This is a genomic window from Mixta gaviniae (assembly GCF_002953195.1).
In the GTDB taxonomy this organism is placed as follows: domain Bacteria; phylum Pseudomonadota; class Gammaproteobacteria; order Enterobacterales; family Enterobacteriaceae; genus Mixta; species Mixta gaviniae.
This window is the reverse complement of record NZ_CP026377.1, coordinates 98,266-121,306: the sequence shown is the minus strand read 5'-3', so window position 1 is coordinate 121,306 and position 23,041 is coordinate 98,266. Positions and strand designations below refer to the sequence as shown.

At 58.0% G+C, this 23,041-nt stretch carries 23 protein-coding genes; 9 read left to right on the top strand and 14 right to left on the bottom strand.

All coding sequences use genetic code 11. The features are described from left to right. Positions 1-9 precede the first annotated feature (9 nt). The 4 genes from fliI to fliF are packed head-to-tail and all read right to left on the bottom strand — an operon-like array spanning position 10 to position 4,700. Positions 10-1,380: a flagellar protein export ATPase FliI gene (fliI, locus tag C2E15_RS00560; RefSeq protein ID WP_104955677.1), complete on the bottom strand. Its 1,371-nt coding sequence runs from the start codon at positions 1,378-1,380 to the stop codon at positions 10-12. After that, positions 1,377-2,072 carry a flagellar assembly protein FliH gene (locus C2E15_RS00555; protein ID WP_245912322.1) on the bottom strand — a complete coding sequence of 232 codons (696 nt, stop codon included), beginning with the start codon at positions 2,070-2,072 and terminating at the stop codon, positions 1,377-1,379. The genes fliI and C2E15_RS00555 overlap by 4 nt, the downstream gene beginning before the upstream one ends. Continuing rightward, positions 2,059-3,045 (bottom strand): flagellar motor switch protein FliG, encoded by a 987-nt coding sequence (gene fliG / locus C2E15_RS00550; protein ID WP_104955676.1) that lies wholly within the window; start codon positions 3,043-3,045, stop codon positions 2,059-2,061. The genes C2E15_RS00555 and fliG overlap by 14 nt, the downstream gene beginning before the upstream one ends. Continuing rightward, on the bottom strand, positions 3,045-4,700 hold the full coding sequence (fliF, locus tag C2E15_RS00545; protein WP_104955675.1) for a flagellar basal-body MS-ring/collar protein FliF: 1,656 nt from the start codon (positions 4,698-4,700) through the stop codon (positions 3,045-3,047). The genes fliG and fliF overlap by 1 nt, the downstream gene beginning before the upstream one ends. Before the next feature lie 288 nt (positions 4,701-4,988). On the opposite strand from fliF, the gene fliE reads away from it, so the two are divergent. From fliE to C2E15_RS00505, 8 genes are all read left to right on the top strand, one after another. Further along, on the top strand, positions 4,989-5,321 hold the full coding sequence (gene fliE / locus C2E15_RS00540) for a flagellar hook-basal body complex protein FliE (protein ID WP_104955674.1): 333 nt from the start codon (positions 4,989-4,991) through the stop codon (positions 5,319-5,321). A gap of 80 nt (positions 5,322-5,401) precedes the next feature. Continuing rightward, the gene (locus C2E15_RS00535; RefSeq protein WP_425438022.1) at positions 5,402-6,244 is read left to right on the top strand and encodes a CheR family methyltransferase; all 843 of its coding nucleotides are present in this window, start codon (positions 5,402-5,404) and stop codon (positions 6,242-6,244) included. After that, entirely contained in the window at positions 6,241-7,287 is a 1,047-nt protein-coding gene (locus C2E15_RS00530) for a protein-glutamate methylesterase/protein-glutamine glutaminase (RefSeq protein WP_104955672.1), read from the top strand. Before C2E15_RS00535 ends, C2E15_RS00530 begins: the two co-directional genes overlap by 4 nt. A 58-nt stretch (positions 7,288-7,345) precedes the next feature. Then, on the top strand, positions 7,346-7,735 hold the full coding sequence (gene cheY, locus C2E15_RS00525) for a chemotaxis response regulator CheY (protein ID WP_104955671.1): 390 nt from the start codon (positions 7,346-7,348) through the stop codon (positions 7,733-7,735). 4 nt (positions 7,736-7,739) lie between these two features. Next, the gene (gene cheZ, locus C2E15_RS00520; RefSeq protein WP_104955670.1) at positions 7,740-8,384 is read left to right on the top strand and encodes a protein phosphatase CheZ; all 645 of its coding nucleotides are present in this window, start codon (positions 7,740-7,742) and stop codon (positions 8,382-8,384) included. Positions 8,385-8,408: 24 nt separating this feature from the next. Next, on the top strand, positions 8,409-9,554 hold the full coding sequence (gene flhB / locus C2E15_RS00515; protein WP_104955669.1) for a flagellar biosynthesis protein FlhB: 1,146 nt from the start codon (positions 8,409-8,411) through the stop codon (positions 9,552-9,554). After that, complete coding sequence (gene flhA / locus C2E15_RS00510) at positions 9,554-11,662, top strand: flagellar biosynthesis protein FlhA (protein ID WP_104955668.1); 2,109 nt, start codon at positions 9,554-9,556, stop codon at positions 11,660-11,662. Before flhB ends, flhA begins: the two co-directional genes overlap by 1 nt. A gap of 5 nt (positions 11,663-11,667) precedes the next feature. After that, positions 11,668-12,066, top strand: coding sequence for a flagellar protein FlhE (locus C2E15_RS00505; protein WP_104955667.1), 399 nt, complete (start codon positions 11,668-11,670; stop codon positions 12,064-12,066). 83 nt (positions 12,067-12,149) lie between these two features. Here C2E15_RS00505 and C2E15_RS00500 read toward each other — a convergent pair whose 3' ends face one another. The 3 genes from C2E15_RS00500 to fliD form a co-directional block, all read right to left on the bottom strand. Next, complete coding sequence (locus tag C2E15_RS00500) at positions 12,150-12,488, bottom strand: flagellar protein FliT (protein ID WP_104955666.1); 339 nt, start codon at positions 12,486-12,488, stop codon at positions 12,150-12,152. A gap of 13 nt (positions 12,489-12,501) precedes the next feature. Continuing rightward, positions 12,502-12,888 carry a flagellar export chaperone FliS gene (gene fliS, locus C2E15_RS00495; RefSeq protein WP_104955665.1) on the bottom strand — a complete coding sequence of 129 codons (387 nt, stop codon included), beginning with the start codon at positions 12,886-12,888 and terminating at the stop codon, positions 12,502-12,504. A gap of 61 nt (positions 12,889-12,949) precedes the next feature. Further along, the gene (gene fliD / locus C2E15_RS00490; protein WP_104955664.1) at positions 12,950-14,422 is read right to left on the bottom strand and encodes a flagellar filament capping protein FliD; all 1,473 of its coding nucleotides are present in this window, start codon (positions 14,420-14,422) and stop codon (positions 12,950-12,952) included. Positions 14,423-14,927: 505 nt separating this feature from the next. Here fliD and C2E15_RS00485 point away from each other — a divergent pair. Next, positions 14,928-16,046 carry a FliC/FljB family flagellin gene (locus C2E15_RS00485; RefSeq protein WP_104955663.1) on the top strand — a complete coding sequence of 373 codons (1,119 nt, stop codon included), beginning with the start codon at positions 14,928-14,930 and terminating at the stop codon, positions 16,044-16,046. Positions 16,047-16,302: 256 nt separating this feature from the next. Here the strand turns inward: C2E15_RS00485 and cheW are convergent, their stop codons facing one another. The 7 genes from cheW to C2E15_RS00450 all read right to left on the bottom strand — a co-directional run bounded on the left by cheW (position 16,303) and on the right by C2E15_RS00450 (position 22,890). Next, positions 16,303-16,806 carry a chemotaxis protein CheW gene (gene cheW, locus C2E15_RS00480; RefSeq protein WP_104955662.1) on the bottom strand — a complete coding sequence of 168 codons (504 nt, stop codon included), beginning with the start codon at positions 16,804-16,806 and terminating at the stop codon, positions 16,303-16,305. Between the two features lie 11 nt (positions 16,807-16,817). Further along, positions 16,818-18,800: a chemotaxis protein CheA gene (gene cheA, locus C2E15_RS00475; protein WP_104955661.1), complete on the bottom strand. Its 1,983-nt coding sequence runs from the start codon at positions 18,798-18,800 to the stop codon at positions 16,818-16,820. 21 nt (positions 18,801-18,821) lie between these two features. After that, complete coding sequence (gene motB, locus C2E15_RS00470) at positions 18,822-19,754, bottom strand: flagellar motor protein MotB (RefSeq protein ID WP_104955660.1); 933 nt, start codon at positions 19,752-19,754, stop codon at positions 18,822-18,824. Beyond that, positions 19,751-20,638, bottom strand: a complete 888-nt coding sequence (gene motA / locus C2E15_RS00465) for a flagellar motor stator protein MotA (protein ID WP_104955659.1) — start codon at positions 20,636-20,638, stop codon at positions 19,751-19,753. The genes motB and motA overlap by 4 nt, the downstream gene beginning before the upstream one ends. A gap of 146 nt (positions 20,639-20,784) precedes the next feature. Beyond that, the gene (flhC, locus tag C2E15_RS00460; RefSeq protein WP_104955658.1) at positions 20,785-21,321 is read right to left on the bottom strand and encodes a flagellar transcriptional regulator FlhC; all 537 of its coding nucleotides are present in this window, start codon (positions 21,319-21,321) and stop codon (positions 20,785-20,787) included. 14 nt (positions 21,322-21,335) lie between these two features. Beyond that, positions 21,336-21,683 (bottom strand): flagellar transcriptional regulator FlhD, encoded by a 348-nt coding sequence (gene flhD / locus C2E15_RS00455; RefSeq protein WP_104955657.1) that lies wholly within the window; start codon positions 21,681-21,683, stop codon positions 21,336-21,338. Between the two features lie 484 nt (positions 21,684-22,167). After that, complete coding sequence (locus tag C2E15_RS00450; protein ID WP_104959029.1) at positions 22,168-22,890, bottom strand: RNA polymerase sigma factor FliA; 723 nt, start codon at positions 22,888-22,890, stop codon at positions 22,168-22,170. Positions 22,891-23,041: the final 151 nt, after the last annotated feature.

Here is a 23,041-nt window from a genome sequence, read left to right as displayed (position 1 = left end):
TACTCGCCTTTAGTGTTCGGGTATGTCGGGAAACAGCGCAGAGAGCGCGGCAAAGGCGCTTTCATACTCGCTACAGTCGTGGATGCCCTGCTGCAGGAAGGTTTCCATCTGCGGATGAAGCGTTATCGCCTTATCCAGCAGCGGATCGCTGCCGGCCGCATAGGCGCCGACGCTAATCAGGTCGCGGTTGCGCTGCCAGGCGGAGAGCAGCTGCTTAAAACGCTGCACTTTCTTATAGTGGGCTGGGGCGATCAGCTCGGTCATGGCGCGGCTGATCGAGGCTTCGATATCAATAGCCGGATAGTGGCCCGCCTCCGCCAGCCGCCGTGATAACACCACGTGGCCGTCGAGAATAGCGCGCGCCGAATCGGCGATCGGATCCTGCTGATCGTCTCCCTCGGTCAGCACGGTATAGAAGGCGGTAATGGCGCCGCCGCCCTGCACGCCATTGCCGGCGCGCTCCACCAGCGCCGGCAGGCGGGCGAATACTGAAGGCGGATAGCCTTTGGTCGCCGGCGGCTCGCCGATCGCCAGCGCGATCTCACGCTGCGCCATCGCGTAGCGCGTCAGCGAATCCATAATCAGCAGCACATTCAGCCCCTGCTCGCGGAAATCTTCGGCGATGCGCGTGGCGTAATCGGCGCCCTGCATACGCAAAATCGGTGAGACATCGGCGGGCGCGGCGATCACCACCGCGCGGCTCAGCCCCTCTTTGCCGAGGATATTCTCAATAAAATCTTTCACCTCGCGGCCGCGCTCACCGATCAGGCCAACCACGATCACATCCGCTTTGGTATAGCGCGCCATCATGCCGAGCAGCACCGATTTGCCGACGCCGGAGCCGGCGAACAGCCCCATGCGCTGACCGCGCCCGACCGTCAGCAGGCCGTTGATGGCACGCACGCCGACATCCAGCACCGATTTGATCGGATCGCGCAGCAGCGGGTTAACGGGGGCGGAAAAAAGCGCGCCGCGCCGGCGCGTCACCGGCGGCGGCAGGCCATCCAGCGGGCGGGCGCGCGCGTCCAGCACGCGGCCCAGCAGTGCGCGGCCCAGCGGCAGCAGCTTGCCTTTCGCGGTGCCGCTATCGGGCGCGTAAACCCGCGCCCCGGGCAGAATGCCGTCAACGTTTTCCAGCGGCATCAGGTAGAGCAGCTGGCCGTTAAAGCCGACCACTTCGCTCTCCACGCTATCGCCGCCGTGGGCGCCGTCGCGCTCGACCCGGCAGAGCGTACCGATGGGCAGCGTCAGGCCGACCGCTTCCATCACCAGCCCGGTGGCGCGGGTCAGCCTGCCGTAGCGACGCGTGCCCGGAAGCGCGGCGATGCGCCGCTCTTTTTCCTCAATGGCCTGCAGCCACTGCGCAAGACGCTGGCTCATACCGCATAATCCTCACGGCAGATTTGACACAGCGCCTGCCAGCTACCGCTGATGGTCGCTTCCAGCTCCCCTTCGGCGGAGGTGATGCGGCAGCCGCCCGGCAGCATCGCATCGTCGGCGCGCAGCTCCCAGCCCTGCTTCGCCAGCAGCTCGCTCAGCTGCGCCCGCACCGCCGGCAGCTCATCGGCGCTGACCCAAAGCTGCGCGGGCGCCTGAAACAGCGGCTCGGCCTGCAGCAGCGCCTGAATTTTTTCCAGCAAAAAGCTGCTGTCGCAGGCGAGGCTTTTGCCGATGGCGGCGCGCGCGGCCATCAGCGCCAGCTGTACCAGCCGCGACGGGATCACCTTCTCCAGGTTGTCGACCGACGTCTGGAACGCCTGCAGCAGTGCGGCAAACTGCCCCGCCAGCTGCGCCTGCTGTTCGCGCGCCTCCGCCAGTCCCTGCTCCCGACCCGCCTGCTGGCCCTGCAGAAAACCGTCGTCGTAGCCCTGCCGGCGGCCCTCTTCCCGCCCCTGCGCCAGACCGCGCTGCTCCGCCTGCTGGCGCAGACGCTGCAGTTCCGCCTGACGCTGCTGATCCGTCGGCTCGCCCTCCGTCAGCGGGAAAAAGTCCGCCGGGGCGTCCGGCGCGCAGAGATCCTCCGGCTGCCAGTTCTGCCAGGCGGGGGTCGGCTGCGCATCAGACATAGACATCTTCGCTGCCTCCGATATTGACCTCGCCGCTCTCGGCTAAGCGGCGCACCACCTGCAGAATGTTTTTCTGCTCTGCCTCGACTTGCGACATGCGCACCGGCCCGCGTACGTTGAGATCTTCGCGCATAATGTCCGCCTGGCGTTTCGACATATTGCGGAAGAACTTGTCGCGCAGCGGCTGTTCCGCCCCTTTTAGCGCCACAATCAGCGTTTCGTTATCCACATCCTGCAGGATGCGCTGGATGCTGCGGTCTTCGATATCCAGCAGGTTTTCGAACAGGAACATCTCGTCGATGATTTTCTGCGCCAGCTCCTGATCGAATTCGCGCACCGCCTCGATCGCAGCCTCTTCCTGCTGCGATTTCATCAGGTTGAGGATCTCAGCCGCCGGACGCACGCCGCCCATTTTGCTGCGCTTCAGGTTCTGGCCATGCAGCAGATTATTCAGCACTTCCGTCAGCTCCTGCAGCGCCGCCGGCTGTACGCCGCCGAAGGTGGCGATGCGCAGCATAATGTCGTTGCGCTCGCGATCGTCGAAACGGGTCAGCACATCCGCTGCCTGGGCGCGTTTCAGATGCACCAGAATGGTGGCGATAATTTGCGGATGCTCCTCGTGGATCAGCTCGAATACCGCCTGCGGCTCCATAAAGTTCAGGGTTTCGATGCCGTTGTTGTTGCCCTGGGTATCCAGCAGATCTTCCAGCAGGCTGGAGGCTCGCTCTTCGCCCAGCGCCTGCACCAGTACGTTGCGCAGATAGTCGTTGGTATTGATATTCAGCGCGGCGAACTCGCTGGCGTCGCGCTGGAACGCCTTCAGCGCCTCGCTCAGCTGTTCATGGGTAAAGCCGCTCATGCTGACCATCGCGCCGCTGATCTGTGTCACTTCATGGGTGCTGAGGTGACGGAACACCTCGGCGGCGCGCTCTTCGCCGAGCGTCAGCATAATCACGGCGCTTTTTTCGCATGCGTTCATCAGGACTGCTCCTTATTCATCCAGCGGCGAATGACCAGCGCGATAACCTGCGGATCCTGCTCAGCGGTGCTGCGCAGCTGCTGGATATTGACCTCCGTTTCCACGCGCTGCTGCGCTTTGGCCTGCTCACGCATTTCCGCCTTGCGCAGCTGCGCATTCAGTTCTGCCTGGCGCGCCTCTTTTTCCAGCTCCAGCTTCTGCAGCGCCAGCTGCTGATGCTTGATCCAGAACGGCTGCAGCATCTTGCGCCACAGCAGCAGCGCCACCAGCGCTACCGCCAGATAGCGGCCCGCCGACATCAGCAGATCGATAAAGCCAGGTTCGCGCCAGAACGGCGTTTCCGGCTCGGCCGGCGCGTCGTTGAACGGCGAGTTGACCACGTTAAGGGTATCGCCGCGCGCCGTGGAATAGCCCATCGCCTCTTTAACCAGCGCCTGAATCTGTTCCATGCGCGCCTGGCTCAGGGCGACCGGTTTGCCCTCCTCATCCGGCTGATAGTTGACCACTACCGCCACCGACAGCCGCTCGATGGCGCCCGCACTGCGTTTGGTGTGGGTCAACGTGCGGTTCAGCTCGTAGTTGGTGGTTTCATCATTCTGGCGGTGATAGGGGATGGCGGTCGCCACGGTGTTCTGCGCGTCCTGCGCGGCGTTTGCTGCCGGCTGGGTCAGCGGCGCGGCGGCCGGCGTCGGCGGCTGATTGCTTAGCGCGCCCGGCACGCCGCCCGGCCCGGTCTTATTACCCTGTTCGCTGCTGCTGGCGTGACGGCTGCGCACCGCCATGGTTTCCGGCGTGCCATTCGGCTGATACTGCTCCGCCGTCTGCTCGTGCGTGGTGAAGTCGATCTGCGCGGTCACCTGCGTTTTGACGTTCGCCGCGCCCACCACCGGCGCAAGGATCGCCTGAATGCGCTGACGGTAATCGGCCTCTATCTCACTGATATATTTCAGCTGGCTGGTCTGCACCGCCCGATCGCCGCGCTGGGTCAGCAGGTTGCCGTTCTGATCGACCAGCGTGACGTTATCGGCGTTCAGGCCGGGCACGGCGCTGGAGATCAGCCAGCTGATGGCGCTGACCTGTCCGGCATCGAGCGCGCGCCCTGCGTTCAGGTTCAGCGTGACGGAGGCGGAAGGGGATTTTTGCTCACGAACAAACAGCGTCTGCTTCGGCATCGCCAGATGCACGCGCGCGCTCTTCACCGGGCCGAGCTTTTCGATGGTGCGCGCCAGCTCGCCTTCCAGCGCGCGCTGGTAGTTGATCTGCTCGTTGAACTGGCTGAGGCCGAATTTCTCCTGGTCGAGCAGCTCGAAGCCGACCTGGCCGCCGCGGGGCAGACCCTGTTGGGCCAGCTTCAGGCGCGCCTCATAAACGCGATCGGCGGGCACCATAATCGCCCCGCCATGCTCCTGAAAGCGATAGGGCACGTTCATCTGCGCCAGCTGCGCCACGATGGCGCCGCCGTCTTCATCGCTGATATTGCTGTAAAGGGTGCGGTAGTCTGGAGAACGGGCCCAGAAGAATAACGCAATCACTACCGATATCGCGGCCGCCGCCAGAATCATAAAAATAAATCTGGGATTGGCGCGCATGCGTTCCAAAGCTGACATTAGGGTGAAAGAAGCGTGAATCTTATTACTCTTATTGTTGGCATCCATGCGGTCATCCTGCCTGAAAATAGATGATGCAATCTGCACCATAGCCGTTAATCAGCACGCCAACTCCAGTAAAACAGGCGCATTGCCTTTTACCGGCACTGCGCCTTTTAAATATTATCCTTCATTTAATAAAAATATTAACTGCTAATAAGTCAAAGCTTCTGTCAGCTTTTCGCATTATTCCACAAGGATGCGCACATGGTATTCTCCCTGGTAATTACAGGTTAATAAAAGGGAAATATCTGGTGCCGCGCTGAGGCGCATCAGCATATTTAATAAGGAAATGCTATGTCGGTTAACTCTACGGGCGTGCTGGATCAAATTCAGTTCCAGGCGAAGCAAATAGCGGAATCGGGCCAGCGGCTGGCGCTGCGCGGCAGACAAAATAATGACGATACTGTCTCATTTTCCGGTCTTTTACTTAATAGCCTTAACAGTATTAACCAATTACAAACCCATGCGAAAAGTCAGGCGGAGAATTATCTCTCCGGCGCGCCGGGTATCGGTTTAAATGATGTGATGGTCTCGATGCAGAAATCTTCCGTCGCGTTAAATCTGGGCATACAGGTGCGCAATAAATTAGTCAGCGCGTATCAGGAAATAATGAATCTCTCTGTGTAAACCCAGGCCCGGATGATGCGCGACGGCTCAGACGGCGTCGCCCGATCTATCAGCGAAACGCGATAAGTGAAACCCGTAATTTGAATAGCACACATCTCAATAAACAGAATGGACTCGTTCTGACCGAGGCGGAATTAGAAAAAATCAGCGCGTTAATTTATCTCCGGGCGGGCATCGTGCTGAATCATCAGAAACGCGACATGGTCTATAACCGTCTCGCCCGGCGCCTGCGTCAGCTGGGGCTGAAAACCTTTGCGGCCTACCTGAGCCTGCTGGAGTCGGATCCGGTCAGCGCCGAGTGGCAGCAGTTTATCAACGCCCTGACGACGAACCTGACCTCGTTTTTCCGGGAAGCCTATCACTTTCCCGTACTGGCCGAACATGCCAGCGCGCGCCAGAAAGAGTACAGCGTCTGGTGTACCGCCGCCTCGACCGGCGAAGAGCCCTGCTCCATAGCCATTACGCTGAATGAGGCGCTGGGCGCCAGCGTCGGCGGACCGCGCATCTGGGCGACGGATATCGATACCGACGTGTTGACCAAAGCGGCGAAGGGCATCTATCGCCACGAGGATATCAGCGCGCTGACGCCGGAGCAGAAGCGCGCCTGGTTCCTGCGCGGCACCGGCGCGCAACGGGATCAGGTGAAAGCGAAACCGGCGCTGCTCAATACCATCCACTATCAGCAGCTCAATTTGCTGGCGCCGGAGTGGCGCGTACCGGCGCCCTTCGACGCCATTTTCTGCCGCAATGTGATGATTTATTTCGATCAGCGTACTCAGCATCAGCTGCTGCGGCGCTTTGCAAAAATGCTGAAGCCAGGCGGCCTGCTGTTTGTCGGCCATTCCGAAAATTTCAGCAACATGAACGGGCCGTTTCGCCTGCGCGGCCAGTCGGTTTACAGCCTGGCCGGGGAGAGAGGATGAATAAAATCAGGGTACTTTGCGTGGATGACTCCGCGTTAATACGCAGCATCATGACCCATATCGTCAACCATCAGCCAGATATGGAGATGGTGGCGACCGCGCCGGATCCGCTGATCGCTCGTGATTTGATTAAGCGCTTTTCGCCCGATGTGCTGACGCTGGATGTGGAGATGCCGCGCATGGACGGGCTGGACTTTCTCGAACGCCTGATGCGCCTGCGCCCGATGCCAGTGATCATGGTCTCCTCGCTGACGCAAAAAGGGTCGGAAATTACGCTGAACGCGCTGGAGCTGGGGGCGATCGACTTTATCACCAAGCCGCAGATGGGCCTGCGCGAGGGCATGCTGCAGTACAGCGAGCTGATCGCCGAGAAAATCCGCATGGCGTCGCGGGTGCGCAATTTTCCGCGCCACAGCGCAACGCCGGTTGCCCGTCTCAGCGGCGGGCCGCTGGTCGGCAGCGAGAAAATCATCGCCATTGGCTCGTCGACCGGCGGCACCGAGGCATTGCGTCAGGTGCTGATCGCTATGCCGCTGAACTGTCCGGGCATTGTGATTACCCAGCACATGCCCGCCGGCTTTACCCGATCCTTTGCCGATCGCCTGAACAAGATCTGCCAGATCGCGGTGAAAGAGGCGGAAGATGGCGATCGGGTGCTGCCCGGCCACGCCTATATTGCGCCGGGCGGCCGCCATCTTGAGCTGGCGCGCAGCGGCGCCAACTACCACGCGCAACTCAACGATCGGCCACCGGTTAACCGCCACTGCCCCTCCGTCGATCTGCTGTTTCACTCGGTGGCGAAATCTGCCGGCAGCAATGCGGTGGGCGCCATTCTGACCGGCATGGGGCACGATGGCGCGCAGGGGCTGCTGGCGATGCGGCAGGCGGGCGGGCGCACTCTGGCGCAGAGCGAGAAAACCTGCGTGGTGTACGGCATGCCGCGCGAGGCGGTAGCGATCGACGGCGTGGATGAGATTGTCGATCTCGACCAGATGAGCCAGCGCATTCTCAGCAATGTCGTCGGTCAGGCGCGGCGCATCTGACGCCGCTTCTTCATAACCGGGGCGGTTATTTCACTTTCAATACGGACTGATAAGCAAAATGGCAGACAAGAACTTACGTTTTCTGGTGGTGGATGATTTCGCAACGATGCGCCGTATTGTGCGCAATCTTTTAAAAGATCTCGGCTACCACAACGTCGAAGAAGCGGAAGATGGCAGCGACGCGCTGGCTAAGCTGCAGGCGTCGCCGGTCGATTTCGTTATCAGCGACTGGAATATGCCCAACATGGACGGGCTGCAGCTGCTGAACGAGATCCGTAACGATGCGCGCCTCAGCGCCGTTCCGGTGCTGATGGTCACCGCGGAGGCGAAGAAAGAGAACATCATTGCGGCGGCGCAGGCCGGCGCCAGCGGCTACGTCGTGAAGCCTTTTACCGCCGCCACGCTGGAAGAGAAGCTGAATAAGATTTTCGAAAAACTGGGATGGTAAACGCATGGACGCTGAGTCAAAGAACACACAGTCAGCCGATAACCTGAAGGTTATCTTTTCGCAAATTGGTCAGCTGGCACGCCAGCTGCGCGTCAGCCTGAATAACCTGAGTCTCGATCGCGCCATCATGGACGTGGCGGAGGCGATACCGGATGCGCGCGACCGTCTGAGCTACGTGGTGAACAAGACGTCGCAGGCCGCCGACCGCGTGCTGACCTGCGTGGAGGTGGCGCGCCCGTTGCAGGATGAATTAAACGCCACCGCCGACCAGCTGACGGCGCGCTGGGACGACTGGTTCGCCGAGCCGGTCGAGCTACCGATCGCCCGCGAGCTGGTGAACGATACGCGTCAGTTCTTAAGGCAGACGCCCGCCATCGCGCAGCAGACCAACCAGCAGCTGATGGAAATCATGATGGCGCAGGATTTCCAGGATCTGACCGGCCAGGTGATTAAAAAGATGATGGATCTGATCGCCGAGATCGAACACGGCCTGATCCAGGTGCTGGTGGAGAACATGCCGGAAAAACCGATCGCCGCCGCTGAGGATCGCGATAGCCTGAAAAACGGCCCGCAGCTCGATCACACTAAAGCGGGCGTGGTTGCTTCGCAGGACCAGGTCGACGACCTGCTGGAGAGCCTCGGCTTTTAAGCGAAGCACTGAGGATCGGCGCCGATGTCAGAAGAGAGCGATGTAGAAAAGACCGAAGACCCCACGCCCTACCGGCGAGAGAAGGCGCGTAAAGAGGGGCAGATCCCACGCTCGAAAGAGCTGACATCGGTGCTGATGCTGCTGGTCGGCTGGTCGCTGATGCTGGCTGGCGGGGGCGATCTGGTGCGCCATCTTACCCAGCTGTTGCATGACGGCCTGAGCTTCGACGCTCTGCTGGCGCAGGAGAGCGCGCTGCTGTTTTACCGGCTGCGCCAGCTGGGCGGCCAGGCGGCGCGCGCGCTGCTGCTGCTGCTGCCCGGGTTGTTTCTCACCGCCGTCGCCACGCCGATGCTGCTGGGCGGCCTGCATCTTGGCGGCAAGTCGCTGAAGCTGGATATCAAACGTCTGTCGCCGGTTTCCGGCTTTAAGCGGCTTTTTTCCGCGCAGGTGGTTTCTGAGCTGCTGAAGGGGCTGCTGAAAGTGACGCTGGTGGGCGCCGTTTGCGCGCTCTATCTCTATGTTCATCGGCAGGAATTCCTCCATCTGGCGAGCCAGCCGCTCTATGTCGCGCTGCGCAACTTCGCCCGTCTGATCATGGGCTGCCTGCTGATGGTGATCCTGTCGCTGATCCCGATGGTGGGGTACGACGTCTTCTGGCAGCTCTTCAGCAACCTGAAGAAGCTGCGCATGAGCCGCCAGGAGATCCGCGACGAGCATAAGCAGCATGAGGGCGATCCCCATATCAAAGCGCGCATCCGGCAGCTGCAGCGTGCGGCCGCTAACCGCCGCATGATGGCGGAGCTGCCGAACGCCGATGTGATTATCAACAACCCCACCCACTATTCGGTGGCGCTGCGCTACCGGGAGGGCGCGATGTCCGCACCGATTTTACTGGCCAAAGGTGCCGGCGAAACCGCGCTGCGCATTCGCGCGGCGGGCGAGCTGCATAACATTCCGATGCTGCAGGCGCCGCCGCTGGCGCGCGCGCTCTACCGCCACTGCGAACTGAACGCGCCGATCCCCGCCGCGCTGTACGGCGCGGTGGCGGAAGTGCTTGCCTGGGTTTACAGCCTGCGCCGCTGGCGCCACGCAGGCGGCCTGCAACCGAAAAAACCTGTCCACCTTCCGGTGCCCGCCGCGCTGGATTTCAATCCTGAGAGTCAAGAGTAATGTCTAATTTCGCCAGCAAACTACGCCTGCCGCAGATGAAAGATACGCAGTGGCAGATTCTGGCCGGCCCGGTGTTAATTATGCTGATCCTGGCGATGATGGTGCTGCCGCTGCCGGCTTTTCTGCTGGATCTGCTGTTCACCTTCAATATCGTGCTGTCGCTGATGATATTGATGGTGGCGATGTTCACCCAAAAGACGCTGGAATTTTCCGCCTTTCCCACCGTGTTGCTGTTCTCCACGCTGCTGCGCCTGGCGCTGAATATCGCTTCGACGCGCGTAATTTTGCTGGAGGGGCATACCGGCGCCGGCGCGGCGGGCAAGGTGGTGGAGGCATTCGGCCACTTTCTGGTGGGCGGCAACTTCGCCATCGGCATCGTGGTATTCGCCATCCTCATCATCATTAACTTTATGGTGATCACCAAAGGCGCCGGACGCATCGCCGAGGTGGGCGCACGCTTCGTGCTGGATGGCATGCCGGGCAAGCAGATGGCGATTGACGCCGATCTCAACGCCGGGCTGATCGGCGAAGAGGAGGCGAAGCGGCGCCGTAACGAAGTGACGCAGGAATCGGACTTCTACGGCTCGATGGACGGTGCCAGCAAGTTTGTGCGCGGCGACGCCATCGCCGGCCTGCTGATCATGGCCATCAACATTATCGGCGGCCTGATGATCGGTATGTTGCAGCACAATATGTCGTTCGCCGAGGCGGGCGAAGCCTACACGCTGCTGACCATCGGCGACGGGCTGGTGGCGCAGATCCCGGCGCTGATTATCTCTACTGCCGCCGGGGTGATCGTCACCCGCGTCTCTACCGAGCAGGATGTCGGCGAGCAGATGGTCAGCCAGCTGCTGAATAACCCGCGCGTGATGCTGCTGGCGGCGGGCGTTATCGGTCTGCTCGGCATGATCCCCGGCATGCCGAACCTGGTGTTCCTGCTGTTTACCGCCGCCCTGCTCGGCGGCGCCTGGTGGCTGCGCGGCCGCGAGATGCAGGCCGCGCTTCCCGGTGGCCCGGTGAGCGGCAAGGCTGACCGCGAGGCGGCGAAAGCCAAAGCGGAAGCGGCACAGGCGGTGGAGGCCTCCTGGTCCGATATTCAGCTGGAGGATGTGCTGGGGCTGGAGGTGGGCTATCGGTTGATCCCGCTGGTAGACAGCGCGCAGGATGGCCAGCTGCTGGCGCGCATTCGCGGCATTCGAAAAAAATTCTCCCAGGATATGGGCTTTCTGCCGCCGCCGGTGCATATCCGCGACAACCTTGATCTGGCGCCCGGCGACTACCGCATCCTGTTGAAAGGGGTAGAGATTGGCCGTGGCGAGATCCAGCCGGAGCGCTGGATGGCGATCGATCCCGGCTGCGCGGAGGGGGAGCTGGCGGGCCAGCCCTGTCAGGAGCCCGCGTTCGGCCTGCCGGCAATCTGGATTGACGATGTGCTGCGTGAGCAGGCGGCGATTCAGGGCTATACCGTGGTCGATCCCAGCTCGGTAGTGGCGACCCATCTCAACCACCTGATCGGCCTGCATACCGATGAACTGTTCAGCCGCCAGGAGACGCAGCTGCTGCTGGATCAGGTCAGCAAAGAGATGCCGAAGCTGGTCGACGATTTTATTCCCGCGGTTATCTCGCTCACCACGTTTCATAAAGTGCTGCAAAACCTGCTGGCGGAGCGGGTGTCCATCCGCGATATGCGCACCATTATCGATACGCTGGCCGAGTTCGCGCCGGCGCAGAGCGATGCCGACGAGCTGACGGCCCAGGTGCGCATTCGCCTGGGGCGCGCCATTACGCAGCAGTGGTTCCAGAGCCGCCCGGAGATTCAGGTGATCGGCCTGGATGTCGATCTGGAGCGGCTGTTGATTCAGGCGATTCAGAACGGCAGCGCCATCGAGCCGGGGATTGCGGAAACGCTGATCGCCCAGACGGAAAAAGCGATTCAGCAGCAGGAGGCGTTCGACGCGCCGCCGGTGTTGCTGGTAAACCAGCCGCTGCGGCTGATGCTCTCCCGCTTTCTGCGCCGCGTTTTCCCGCAGCTGGCGGTGATCTCCAATCTGGAGCTGAACCACAGCCGCACCGTGCGTATGACCTGTGTGATTGGGGGACAAGGGTGAAGAGGATGCTGATCGCCGCGCTACTGACCGGCGTCCCGCTGACGGCGCCGGGCGCACACGGCGCCTGGAGCGGCAAGGTCGGCGGACCGCAGCTGAGCGCGGGCCAGCAGAGCTATGCCGGGCCGCCGCTGCGCCCTGCCGCGCCGCTGCCGCCCAACGCGGCAATCAGACGCATCGACTGGCGCATCACGCTGCTTGCGCCCGCGCCGCCAGGGCTGACGATCAAGCTGTGCGGCGTCAGTGCCTGTCTCCGTCTGCATCGGCTGGCGGGACAGCAGGCGGCGCCGCTGCCTTTCGCGCCCGGCGAGACGCTGCGCTTTGTCTATGCGGTCAATGCGTTCGGGCCGCTCAGCCCGCCGGTGCAGGTAGTCAGTAGCCAGGTGACGGTAAACTATCGCTGGTGAGAACCGATCGGATAAAGCGCTACCGGCGCATCGGCGAAGAGAATAACGGGCGGGGCGGGCCGATCGGTTAAGCGTTGGCGCCGTTACCGGAACGGCGAAATAACCTGGCTGGAGTAGGCCTGGCTGCATTTTTTTCCATGACGCAGCGAGGTCATACCTTTTTTTAACAAATCGAGCCGCGCTTCCAGCGCGCGGCTGATTTCCGCTTCGTTGCTCTGCAGCGTCATTAACAGGCTGCCGAACGCCGCCCTCTCTTCATCGGAAAGCGTTTCCGGGATCTGCTCCAGCGCGACGCCTAAATTAATGATGTAATCTGCCGCCAGCGTGACGAAACCCTCCCATTCGCCCTCTCTGGCCATCATCAACATGGCCTGGTTTATTTGATAAAGAGCGGTGTAGTCTTTATTTAGCGATTTATTCATAACATGCCCGTGTTTAACGTGGTTCGATTTCTTTCCATGTTTCAGCGATGGTCATTAATATCTCATCAACATGCGCTAACGATGCGGGATCGTTATTTAAATTCGCCTGTAACAGGGTGCGTGACATATAGCGGTAAAGCGCGTCGAGATCGCGGGCAATCTCTTTGCCCTTTTCATGATCCAGCGCCGACCGCAGCCCGTTATCAATAATATTGATCGCCTTAGAGATCATTTCGCCGCGTTTGGCGATATTGCCGTTTTCGAAATAGAGCCGCGCGCGAACAATGGCGCTATGCGCGCCCTCAAACAGCATGGCGATCAGCTGATGCGGAGTGGCACCGGCCAGCCTGCTGTGAAGATCGACCTGGGCGTAGGCGCGGGTTCCCTGTTTTGCGTACATGATGCTCTCCATAAAGAATAAGCAGGAACATGCGCCTGCTTATTCTCACCGTTACGGGAAATTACAAGGTGGACAATACCGCAGTGAGCTGATTGCTCAGGTTATTAAGCTGCGACATGGTGCTGTCCAGATTCTGGAACTGGACGCGGTAGCGCTCTACCTGCGCATCGATCAGCTTCTGCGTCTTGTCTATCTGCTCTTTAACCAGTTTAACCTGCTCATCCAGCGTATCGGTCATCCCCTTGATGACGCCCTCTTTTTTGTTCTCTTTATCGCCGAGGTATTTGGTGACGATCTCGCTCAGGCCGGTGGCGAGGCCGTCCAGTTCGTTATTGCCTTTAAACAGCGTGCCGATCTGCTCCGGGAAATCGGCGATCGCCTTATCGAGCTTCTCTTCATCCAGCGTCATCTGGCCGCTGGCGGGGTCGATGTTGATGCCGAGCGAATTAAGGGCGCTGACATCGGCGCCGCGCTCGCCGTAGACGCCATTCACCGCCGAACGCAGTTCGCTCACCAAGCCGCGCAGCGTGCCGTCGCCCATCAGCGCGCCATTTTCCGCGTTGGGTTTGGCGACGTCGGCGTCCGTCAGGCCGGAAGTCTCGTTCGGCACATATTTGCTGGCGGAGGAGGTTTGCGACAGCAGCGCGTTGTATTGTTTCACGAACTCCTGCAGCGTGGTTTTAATCGCCGAGTTATCGACGTTCAGCGTCAGCTGCTCCGACGCGCCGTTTTCAGAAACGCCCGTCAGGTTGAGGGTAACGCCGGTGATGATATCGGAGATGCTGTTACCGGAGCGGGTATAGCTGATGCCATCCACCGTCAGCTGCGCATCCTGCGCTGCCGCTACGGAAACCATACGGTCATTCGCACCGATCACGGCGCCGGGATGATTCGGGTCGGGACGCTGCCCGCCTTCAGCGGTGTTCAGCACCTTGCCCAACTCATCGTCACCGGTGACGCGCACTGACATCTCCCCTTCGGTGCCGGCGGTGCGCGAACTCAGCACCAGCTGATAACCCTCATCGGATCGCTGCACCGAGGCGCGTACATCGCCCTCCTGCTTATTGATCGCTTTTGCTATCTGATTCAGCGACGTTTCATCGTCTTTTAGCGACACGCTGATCTCTTTGCCGTTGGCCTGGGTAATGGTCAGGGTACGTTTGCCGCCGCTCTTATCGCCGAGACGATCATCCGCGCTCGGGTAGCCGGTGGTTTTCAGCTTGTGGGAAACCGCCAGCTGCTTCACGGTGACGCTGTGGGAATCGGCCGCCGCCTCCGGGGTGGCGGTGGCCTTAAAGGCTTTGTTGTCGCTTATCGTGAGCGTATTGAAAGCCTCGCCGTTGAGCTTTTTCACTGTGGTTTGCAGGCTGGAAAGCGCGCTGGAGATCTTTCCCCAGGCGGAGATTTTGTTTTCGTAGCTGCTTTTTAAGGTGGTGTAGGGATTCAGGCGGCTTTGCTCGGCCGCCTTCATCTGCGTCAGCATAGAGGCCGTATCCAGTCCGGAACCGATGCCAAGGGAAGATAGCGTTGCCATATTATTCTCCTTTTAGGGCTTTTTATTTATTACCTGCTCTCTTTTAGCTATCGGTATAAACGGCGCGAGGATAAATCTTTTCGCGATTAATGACGCCGGAATAACGCCGCATTCGGCGCAGGCTGCCCGCCGGCGGTTAACGATATTTTATATGACGGTAAATAACCTGTTTCTGCGGAAGCTCGCTATTTTCCGTCTGTGCTGAATAAAGGCTAATCCGGTATAAAGCTTTAATTATGTCACCTTTCCGCTAAAAGCTAAGCGCCTATAACCGAACGCCGATGTCGGCTTTTATCGGCTTTGTTTTATCGGGCGTGCGCTGAGGAAATAAAAGCTACGGTATCGCCGTCTGAAACCTGTAATTCGCGCAAATCAGATTTTTTTGTGATTATTTTTTTAGAGAATTTTCCCTGCGCCGATATTTTTAAATATGCGTCAGTCAACGCATCAGCACATTGCAAGGACATTGCAATAGAAACATCATACCTATATACGAGGGAATAATATGTCACAGGTGATTAATACTAACGCCCTGAGTCTGATGGCTCAGAATAACCTGAACAAATCTCAGAACTCCCTGGGTTCCGCGATCCAGCGTCTTTCTTCCGGTCTGCGTATTAACAGCGCCAAAGATGACGCGGCAGGCCAGGCGATCAGTAACCGTTTTACCGCCAGCATTACCGGCCTGACTCAGGCCTCGCGTAACGCCAATGACGGTATCTCTATCGCCCAGACCACGGAAGGCGCGCTGAACGAAATTAACGATAACCTGCAGAACATTCGTCGTCTGAGCGTGCAGGCCTCCAACGGCACCAACTCCGCATCTGACCGTCAGTCCATTCAGGACGAAATCAACGAACGTCTGGCTGAGATTGACCGCATCTCGGAACAGACTGAGTTCAACGGCGTAAAAGTGCTGAGCAAAGATCAGTCTCTGAATATTCAGGTGGGCGCGAACGATGGCGAAACCATCAGCCTGCAGCTGAAGCAGATGAACGCCAATACGCTGGGCATGGAAGATTTTGACGTCCGCGTATTCAGCAACTCCAATGCGCAGGTCATTGATGAAACCGGCTATAGCGCGCTGGCCGCCAACGACAAAATCGGCGCTTACGATGTGACTGACGCCGACCTGACCGCGTTGAAAGAGCAGTTCTTCGGCACCGGCGGCACCGGCGACATTATGAAAGATGGCAGCGGCAATTACATTGCTAAAGGCACCGACGCTGAAGGCAATGAAATCCAGAAAACCCTTTCTCTGGCAGAAAATGACACCGGTACTGGCCTGGTGGCAAAGGAGAAAGGCGATTACGTAACGCAGACGCAGAAAGATGAGGCTGACGCTATCGTTAACTCCATGCTGAAAACCGTTGATGAAGCGCTGAACCAGGTTGATGGCCTGCGCTCCAACCTGGGTGCGTCGCAGAACCGTTTCGCTTCTGTTATCAGCAATCTGGACAGCACCGTCAACAACCTGTCTGAATCCCGCTCTCGCATCCTGGATGCGGATTTCGCCTCTGAAGTCTCTAATATGAGCCGCGCCAACATCCTGCAGAGCGCAGGTACCACCGTACTGGCTCAGGCAAACCAGGTGCCGCAGAACGTGCTTTCCCTGCTGCGCTAAGCTTGCCCGGCGGCCATCGCCGCCCCGCGCTGGTGCTGCACGCCCCGCCTTTACCGGCGGGGCGTTTTTTATGGCGGCAGCCCTTTTCTTTTATGGCGATAACAACGGCCCTGGCAGTAGGAAATGGGCAGCCCGATAGCGCGAACCGCGCCGGTAAACGCAGGCAATAAAAAAAGCAGCGCCGCTGCTTACTGCTTACGACGCTGCTTCGACAGGCATTTTCGCCGCCGCAGAGGGCGGCCGGGTGAAATGGATGCTATACCGTCTCGCCGATACTTTTTTCAACCAGCTCCATCTCTTCGCTGGTCAGCAGCTTTTCTATATCCACCAAAATAATCATCCGCTCTTCTACCGATCCCAGCCCAAGCAGATAGTCGGTAGAGAGGGTGACGGAGAAATCTGGTGCCGGCTTGATTGCATCGGCACTCAGCGACAGCACGTCAGAAACGCCGTCCACCACGATGCCGACCACCCGCTGTGCCAGGCTCAGTACAATCACTACCGTCTTTTCATTAATCCCGGCCCCCGCCAGATTAAACTTAATGCGCAGATCGACGATGGGCACAATCACGCCGCGCAGGTTGGTGACGCCGGTAATAAAGTCCGGCGTATTGGCGATGCGGGTAACCCGTTCGCAGCCCCGGATCTCCTGCACTTTCAGGATTTCGATGCCGTACTCCTCATCGCCCAGCGTAAACACCAGGTACTCATTGCCGTGATTATCGGCGGCCATTCTTTTTCCGGATGCGGAAGAGGTCATTTTGCTTATCCTTAAACAGAGAACAGTTGTCCGTTTTTCGCCGCGATGCGTTGAGATTTGCACAGCTTCGCCAATGCGGCGACGTCGAGAATCAGCGCCACGCTGCCGTCGCCCAGAATGGTGGCGGCGGAGATGCCGGGCACTTTGCGGTAGTTAAGCTCCAGATTCTTCACCACTACCTGATGCTGGCCGATCAGCTGATCGACCATCAACGCGTAACGCGCGCCGGCGCTTTGCAGGATCACCGCCACGCTGTCGTTGATTTCCACCGGCTGATCGTCACCGCCGAAGACGTGCTGCAGCGTAATCAGCGGAATATATTCGCCGCGCACCTGCAGCATCAGCTCGCCGCCCGCCATACGGTAGAGCGCCTGTTCACTCAGCTTCAGCGACTCCATCACCGCGCCCAGCGGCAGCACATAGGTTTCATCTGCCACGCGCACCGACATGCCGTCCAGAATCGCCAGAGTCAGCGGCAGAATAATGCGGATAGTGGAGCCGCGGTTCTGCACGGAAGCGATCTCGACATGGCCGCCCATCTCCTGAATGTTTCGCCGCACCACGTCCATGCCGACGCCGCGGCCTGAGACATCGGTGACTTTTTCCGCCGTAGAGAAACCGGCCGCGAAGATCAGCATCCAGACCTCTTCATCGCTCATGTTGTCGTTGATGGTCATGCCCTGCGCCTGGGCGCGCGCCAGAATTTTCTCGCGGTTAAGGCCCGCGCCGTCATCGCTGACTTCAATCACGATATTGCCGCCCTGATGTTCAGCGGAGAGCGTCAGGTTGCCGACGGCGGATTTCCCTTTCGCCAGGCGTACCTCGGCGCTTTCGATACCGTGATCGAGGCTGTTGCGCACCAGATGGGTTAGCGGGTCGACGATGCGCTCGATCAGGCTCTTATCCAGTTCGGCCGAGCCACCGATCAGCGTCAGCTCGACCTGTTTATCCAGCTTGCCGGCGAGATCATGCACCAGGCGCGGGAAGCGGCTGAAAACGTACTCCATCGGCATCATGCGAATCGACATCACCGATTCCTGCAGATCGCGCGCGTTGCGCTCCAGCTGGGCGATGCTGTTGATCAGCACGTCATTCGCCGACGGCTCCAGCGAGGCGGAGAGCTGCGACAGCATCGACTGGATGATAATCAGCTCACCGACCTGGTTAATGATCTGATCGACCTTTTCGACGGCGACGCGGATGCTGCCCGACTCTGCCGACTGCGCGCGCGCCGGGCTGCGGGTGGGCGCGTTTTTCGCCGGGGCAATGCCGGCGGCCCGCGGCGGCGTCTTTTCCTCTACGGGCGCGGCGGGCGGTGTTTCAACCGCGGGCGCCGCGCCGGCGGCGATGGCGATCTGTTCCGGCTCCAGAATAAAGCACAGCACAGCTTCGATCTCCTCCGCGCTGGCGGTGGTTTGCAGGCTCACTACCAGGCTATCGCCCTGCTGTTGCTGGCTGACCACGGTGCCGAGATTCGCCAGCTCATCGGCCAGCAGGCGCGCCTCCTGCGCTTTGATGCCGTTCAGCGTCACCTGCAGCGAGCCGTGTTCGCCATCGCCAGCCGCTTTCTGCGCCGGAGCGCTTGTCGCGGGCAGTGCCGCCTTCGGGTTATGCTGCAGCGCGATCTGCCGCAGCGCTTCGCAAATATACTGAAAGCTCTGTTCGTCCGGTTCCTGGGAAGCTTTATAGGCATCAAGCTGATCTTGCATAATATCTTTACTCTCCAGAAACAGATTAATAATCTCGCTGGTTAGCCGTAGCGCCCCGCAGCGCGCATCGTCCAGCAGGTTCTCCATTAAATGCGTCGTTTCCTGCAATCTTTTAAACCCGAAGGTGCCCGCGCCCCCTTTGATGGAATGCGCGGCACGAAATATCGCATCCATCATCTCTTTGTCGGGAGAGGCGGCATCAAGCTGCAGCAGATATTTCTCCATATCCGCCAGCAGCTCGTCGGCTTCGTCAAAAAACGTCTGATAAAAATCGCTTACATCCATATTGATTAACCTTCCCCTGATTTAATTCGCAAGTCCGGCCATGCCCTCATCCGTTTGGGGCGTTATTTTTAATTCAGATTTAATGGTGCTGAGATCGCTGTTTTCCGTGATGCTCTGGATGAGATTGTCGTCCCGGATAATCGCCTTCTCTTTATTCTGCGTTAATACCAGAATGCTGATGCGGCGGTTAATCGGGCTGTCAGGCGCAGTGTTTTCCAGCAGCATCGAATCGGCGGTGCCGATCACGCGCAGAAATTTATTGGCCGTCAGGCCGGCGCCGATCAGCGCGCGGCGCGAGGCATTGGCGCGGTCCGAGGAGAGTTCCCAGTTGCTGTAGCCCGCCTCGCCGTGCGCATAGGGCAGAGAATCGGTGTGGCCCGTCAGGCTGATGCGGTTCGGCAGCTGGTTAAGCACCGGCACCAGTGCGTCGAAAATCGTCATCAGGTAGCTCTCCAGCTCTTTGCTGCCGAGCTTAAACATTGGGCGATCCTGGGTATCGATAATCTGGATCAGCAGGCCGTTCTCAGTAAGCTGCAGCCGCAGGTTAGACTGGAAATGACTGAGCCGGGGATCGCTTTTAATCAGGCTTTCAAGCCGCTCGCGCGCCCTTTTCAGCCGCCTGATATCTTTGTCGTTTTCCCCGTCGCGCGGGCGGGATTTGGCTATCTCTCCCGCCTTCTTTTCCATATCGTCGCCGCCGCCGGGGATCAGGCTATCGCTCAGGCTGGCCTGATTCCCCTGTGACAGCGCTACCCGCAACGGCATCTGAAAATATTCGGCGATACGGTGGCGCTGCTGCGGGGAACTGTTGGCAATCAGCCACATCACCAGAAAAAACGCCATCATCGCCGTCATAAAGTCGGCGTAGGCAATTTTCCACGAGCCGCCATGATGGCCGTGGCCATGCTTTTTGCGCTTGCGGATAATGATGATCGGCTGCTTATGGTTACTCATGGCGCGCCGTCCGGGGCATTGCCCGCTGAAGATTTCACCTGGCGCACATGCTCTTCCAGCTCAAGGAAGGTAGGACGTTCGGTGGAGTAGAGAATTTTGCGGCCGAACTCAATGGCGATCTGCGGCGCATAGCCGTTCATGCTGGAGAGCAGCGTGATTTTGATGCACTGAAACATTTTGATTTTTTCGCTGCTTTTCTGACGCAGCAGCGCCGCCAGCGGCAGGATAAAGCCGTAGGCGAGCAGAATACCGAGGAAGGTGCCGACCATCGCATGCGCGATCAGCTCGCCCAGTTCCGCCGCGGGGCGATCGGCCGCCGCCAGCGCGTTCACCACGCCCATCACGGCGGCGACGATGCCGAACGCCGGAAAGGCGTCGCCGACCGAGTTGAGGCTGCTGGCGGGCACGTCGAACTCATGCTCGCTGGTTTCGATCTCCTCGTCCATCAGCGCTTCCACTTCATGGGTACTCATATTGCCGCTGATCATCAGGCGCAGATAATCGACAATAAAATTCATTAAATAAGCATCGTTTAGCAAACGCGGGTAGGCGGAGAAAATTGCGCTGCCCGGCGGATCTTCAATATCGTTTTCCAGCGACATCAGGCCGCTCTGCCGGGCTTTCGATAGCAGCAGAAACATCAGCGCCATCAGATCCATATAGAGAGATTTATTATATTGCGACCCTTTAAACAGGATCGGGAACGCTTTTAGCGTGGCGCGAATTGCTTTGCCGTTGTTGCCGACAATAAACGCGCCGACGCCTGCGCCGCCGATAATTAACAGCTCGGTCGGCTGATAGAGCGCGCCAAGCTGGCCGCCCGATAACATAAAACCGCCGAATACGGTGGCGAAGACAACCACATACCCTAAAATAACCAGCACGCTCGCTCCTTATTACTGACACGCCTGTTTGTTGCTGTTTGTCGTGTTAAATAGCGTTGCAGGCGCTGACGTATCGTTTTTCGCAGATACGCCATTAACGATTTCAGTCCTTGTCATCATCAACGCTATCGCCCGATATCGTTTCGTTACCCTGCTATGTCATAGCTTTCGCATTTTTTCGCCGCGCGCGAAGGCGGGCTGCAGAGGCTGCAGGTAAAAGGATCTTTGGCATGTTCATGCGTAACGATAAAGCCGCCGTGACAGGCGATACATTCCGTTCGTTCTATCATGCCGCAATCAATAAAGCGCAGCAGCGTCCAGGCGCGGGTTAATCCCAGCACCGGTTTTTCATCCGGCTTTACCGGGCACTGCTCCAGGTATAAACGATAAGATTTTATTAATGCTTCAACTGGACGGCATTTTTCAGTTTTTTTGATAAAAAGATAAATATTGTAAAACATAGATGAGTGGATATTCTGCTCCCAGGACATAAACCATTCGGCAGAAAAAGGCAGCATGCCTTTTGGCGGCGGGCAGCCTCGCAGTTCTTTATAAAGTCTTAATAATCTTCTGCGGCTTAAGCTAATTTCACTTTCCAGCACCTGCATTCTGGCGCCGAAGGAAATAAGCTCCATCGCCATTTGCACTTCTTTGATTTCATCGAGAATGCTTTTTTCACTCATGATCGTGGGTTCCATCAGCAGGTTGGATGGTTTTGCTCAGAAAGTGAGTTGAGCAACTCCGTTGATAAGATAATGCCGGTATGAATCTGCTGCAGGGCGTCGATGCGCGAAGCCCTGGTCAGACAATCAATTACCGCTTTATCATCGACGCGCAGACGGCAGATAAGCTGGCTGGTTGACGCCATTTTGATAAGTTGTGGCAGCGTCAGGTCATTAATCGTCTCCAGTACGCTGGCCTCTAATCCCAGGCGAAAACCGGCGGCGTATTTATCTTCCCGAATAAGCCGTTGCGCCAGCAGAAGATAAGTCAGATTAAGATTATGAATACATTGAAGCTGATCGTTCGAATCTGCTTTGTTCATATTTTCTATTCCACATTGATTTCATGTTAAACAATCCTGCCTGTTATATTGCGGCAACAGGCGTCAGATAAGATCCAAACAATATGGAATGTCTCTCTTTTTACATGCGGAAACGTCAGTATTAATACTTTATCGTCGCATGAGGTCAGGTCAGGCAAGGTAATACTAATAATTAGTAAGGCGTTGGTATGAGGTGTTTTTGCCTTCCTTAACATCCGGCGAGCTATTTCCTGATGTTGGCATTTTCCAGACATTTCCTATTTGGAACTCGATTATCATCTAACCAACACGCTCTTTTCAAGATTTTTTTAGCCTATATTTAAAAGAGGCAACAAATTCAATGGCAATCAATACGATAATGCCAAAATTCTTTTTTTATTAATGCAGGAATATTCCGAAGAAAAGAGAGGAATTAACCTGTTTCTGACGAGTTAAACAATACTCTATTTTTTAAATAACTTAAAATCCTATGGGTTTTAACAAATTAACTGGCCAACTGGAGACGCGAGCGCAAACGTTTTATCGCCTGGCTGTGTAATTGACTGACGCGGGTTTCCGTTATCCCCAATATTTGCCCCACCTCTTTCATGTTTAATTCTTGTTGATAATAGAGATTCAGTAATGTTTGCTCCCTTTCCGGCAGCGCTTTTATCTCATCGCTGATTTGGCTCACCAGCCGTATTTTCGTGGTTTCATTCAGCGGATTAAGTTTCTCGTGCTGCGCGTCGGGCTGCTCAAACCGATCCGCCAGCTCCTCCATTAATTCATCCAGCGAACAGATCTGGCTAATATTGGTGTCAGTCAGCATCTGCCGGTACGCCTCCAGCGAGACGTTCATTTCCGCCGCGACCTCCGCCTCCTTAGCCGCCTGTCCGCTACGCTGTTCGAGACGCCGGATCACCGCGGCGATCTCCCGGGCGTTGCTACGAATGCGGCGTGGCACCCAGTCGCGCTCGCGCAGCTCATCAATCAACGCCCAGCGAATGCGCTGGGTAATATAGGTGCTGAAGACGATGCCTTTTTTCGGGTCATAGTGATCGATAGCATTGAGAAGGGCCATCGCGCCCGCCTGCACCAGATCGTCAAGCTCTACGCTGCCGGGTAATCTCACCTGAAGCCGCAGCGCCTCATGCCGAACCAGATAAGCATATTTTTTCCATAGCGCGTCTTTATCTACCATACCCTCTGGGGTATATAATCCATTCACAATGACATTATCCATCCTGTCATGAGTAATACTTTAATTATCTTTCATCGCTCACACGACACATAGCCCGATAAGGCTTTACGAATTTACCTAATTCGCTTCTTTAGCCTTTATGGCGGCGGCCTTATCGGGCGTACTGACTAATAAGGGT

What these genes read in the sequence shown, in the direction of transcription:
- fliI (WP_104955677.1), bottom strand. Translation starts at nt 1,380, where the DNA reads ATGAGCCAGCGTCTTGCGCAGTGGCTGCAGGCCATTGAGGAAAAAGAG.
- C2E15_RS00555 (WP_245912322.1), bottom strand. Translation starts at nt 2,072, where the DNA reads ATGTCTATGTCTGATGCGCAGCCGACCCCCGCCTGGCAGAACTGGCAG.
- fliG (WP_104955676.1), bottom strand. Translation starts at nt 3,045, where the DNA reads ATGAACGCATGCGAAAAAAGCGCCGTGATTATGCTGACGCTCGGCGAA.
- fliF (WP_104955675.1), bottom strand. Translation starts at nt 4,700, where the DNA reads ATGGATGCCAACAATAAGAGTAATAAGATTCACGCTTCTTTCACCCTA.
- fliE (WP_104955674.1), top strand. Translation starts at nt 4,989, where the DNA reads ATGTCGGTTAACTCTACGGGCGTGCTGGATCAAATTCAGTTCCAGGCG.
- C2E15_RS00530 (WP_104955672.1), top strand. Translation starts at nt 6,241, where the DNA reads ATGAATAAAATCAGGGTACTTTGCGTGGATGACTCCGCGTTAATACGC.
- cheY (WP_104955671.1), top strand. Translation starts at nt 7,346, where the DNA reads ATGGCAGACAAGAACTTACGTTTTCTGGTGGTGGATGATTTCGCAACG.
- cheZ (WP_104955670.1), top strand. Translation starts at nt 7,740, where the DNA reads ATGGACGCTGAGTCAAAGAACACACAGTCAGCCGATAACCTGAAGGTT.
- flhB (WP_104955669.1), top strand. Translation starts at nt 8,409, where the DNA reads ATGTCAGAAGAGAGCGATGTAGAAAAGACCGAAGACCCCACGCCCTAC.
- flhA (WP_104955668.1), top strand. Translation starts at nt 9,554, where the DNA reads ATGTCTAATTTCGCCAGCAAACTACGCCTGCCGCAGATGAAAGATACG.
- C2E15_RS00505 (WP_104955667.1), top strand. Translation starts at nt 11,668, where the DNA reads ATGCTGATCGCCGCGCTACTGACCGGCGTCCCGCTGACGGCGCCGGGC.
- C2E15_RS00500 (WP_104955666.1), bottom strand. Translation starts at nt 12,488, where the DNA reads ATGAATAAATCGCTAAATAAAGACTACACCGCTCTTTATCAAATAAAC.
- fliS (WP_104955665.1), bottom strand. Translation starts at nt 12,888, where the DNA reads ATGTACGCAAAACAGGGAACCCGCGCCTACGCCCAGGTCGATCTTCAC.
- fliD (WP_104955664.1), bottom strand. Translation starts at nt 14,422, where the DNA reads ATGGCAACGCTATCTTCCCTTGGCATCGGTTCCGGACTGGATACGGCC.
- C2E15_RS00485 (WP_104955663.1), top strand. Translation starts at nt 14,928, where the DNA reads ATGTCACAGGTGATTAATACTAACGCCCTGAGTCTGATGGCTCAGAAT.
- cheW (WP_104955662.1), bottom strand. Translation starts at nt 16,806, where the DNA reads ATGACCTCTTCCGCATCCGGAAAAAGAATGGCCGCCGATAATCACGGC.
- cheA (WP_104955661.1), bottom strand. Translation starts at nt 18,800, where the DNA reads ATGGATGTAAGCGATTTTTATCAGACGTTTTTTGACGAAGCCGACGAG.
- motB (WP_104955660.1), bottom strand. Translation starts at nt 19,754, where the DNA reads ATGAGTAACCATAAGCAGCCGATCATCATTATCCGCAAGCGCAAAAAG.
- flhC (WP_104955658.1), bottom strand. Translation starts at nt 21,321, where the DNA reads ATGAGTGAAAAAAGCATTCTCGATGAAATCAAAGAAGTGCAAATGGCG.
- flhD (WP_104955657.1), bottom strand. Translation starts at nt 21,683, where the DNA reads ATGAACAAAGCAGATTCGAACGATCAGCTTCAATGTATTCATAATCTT.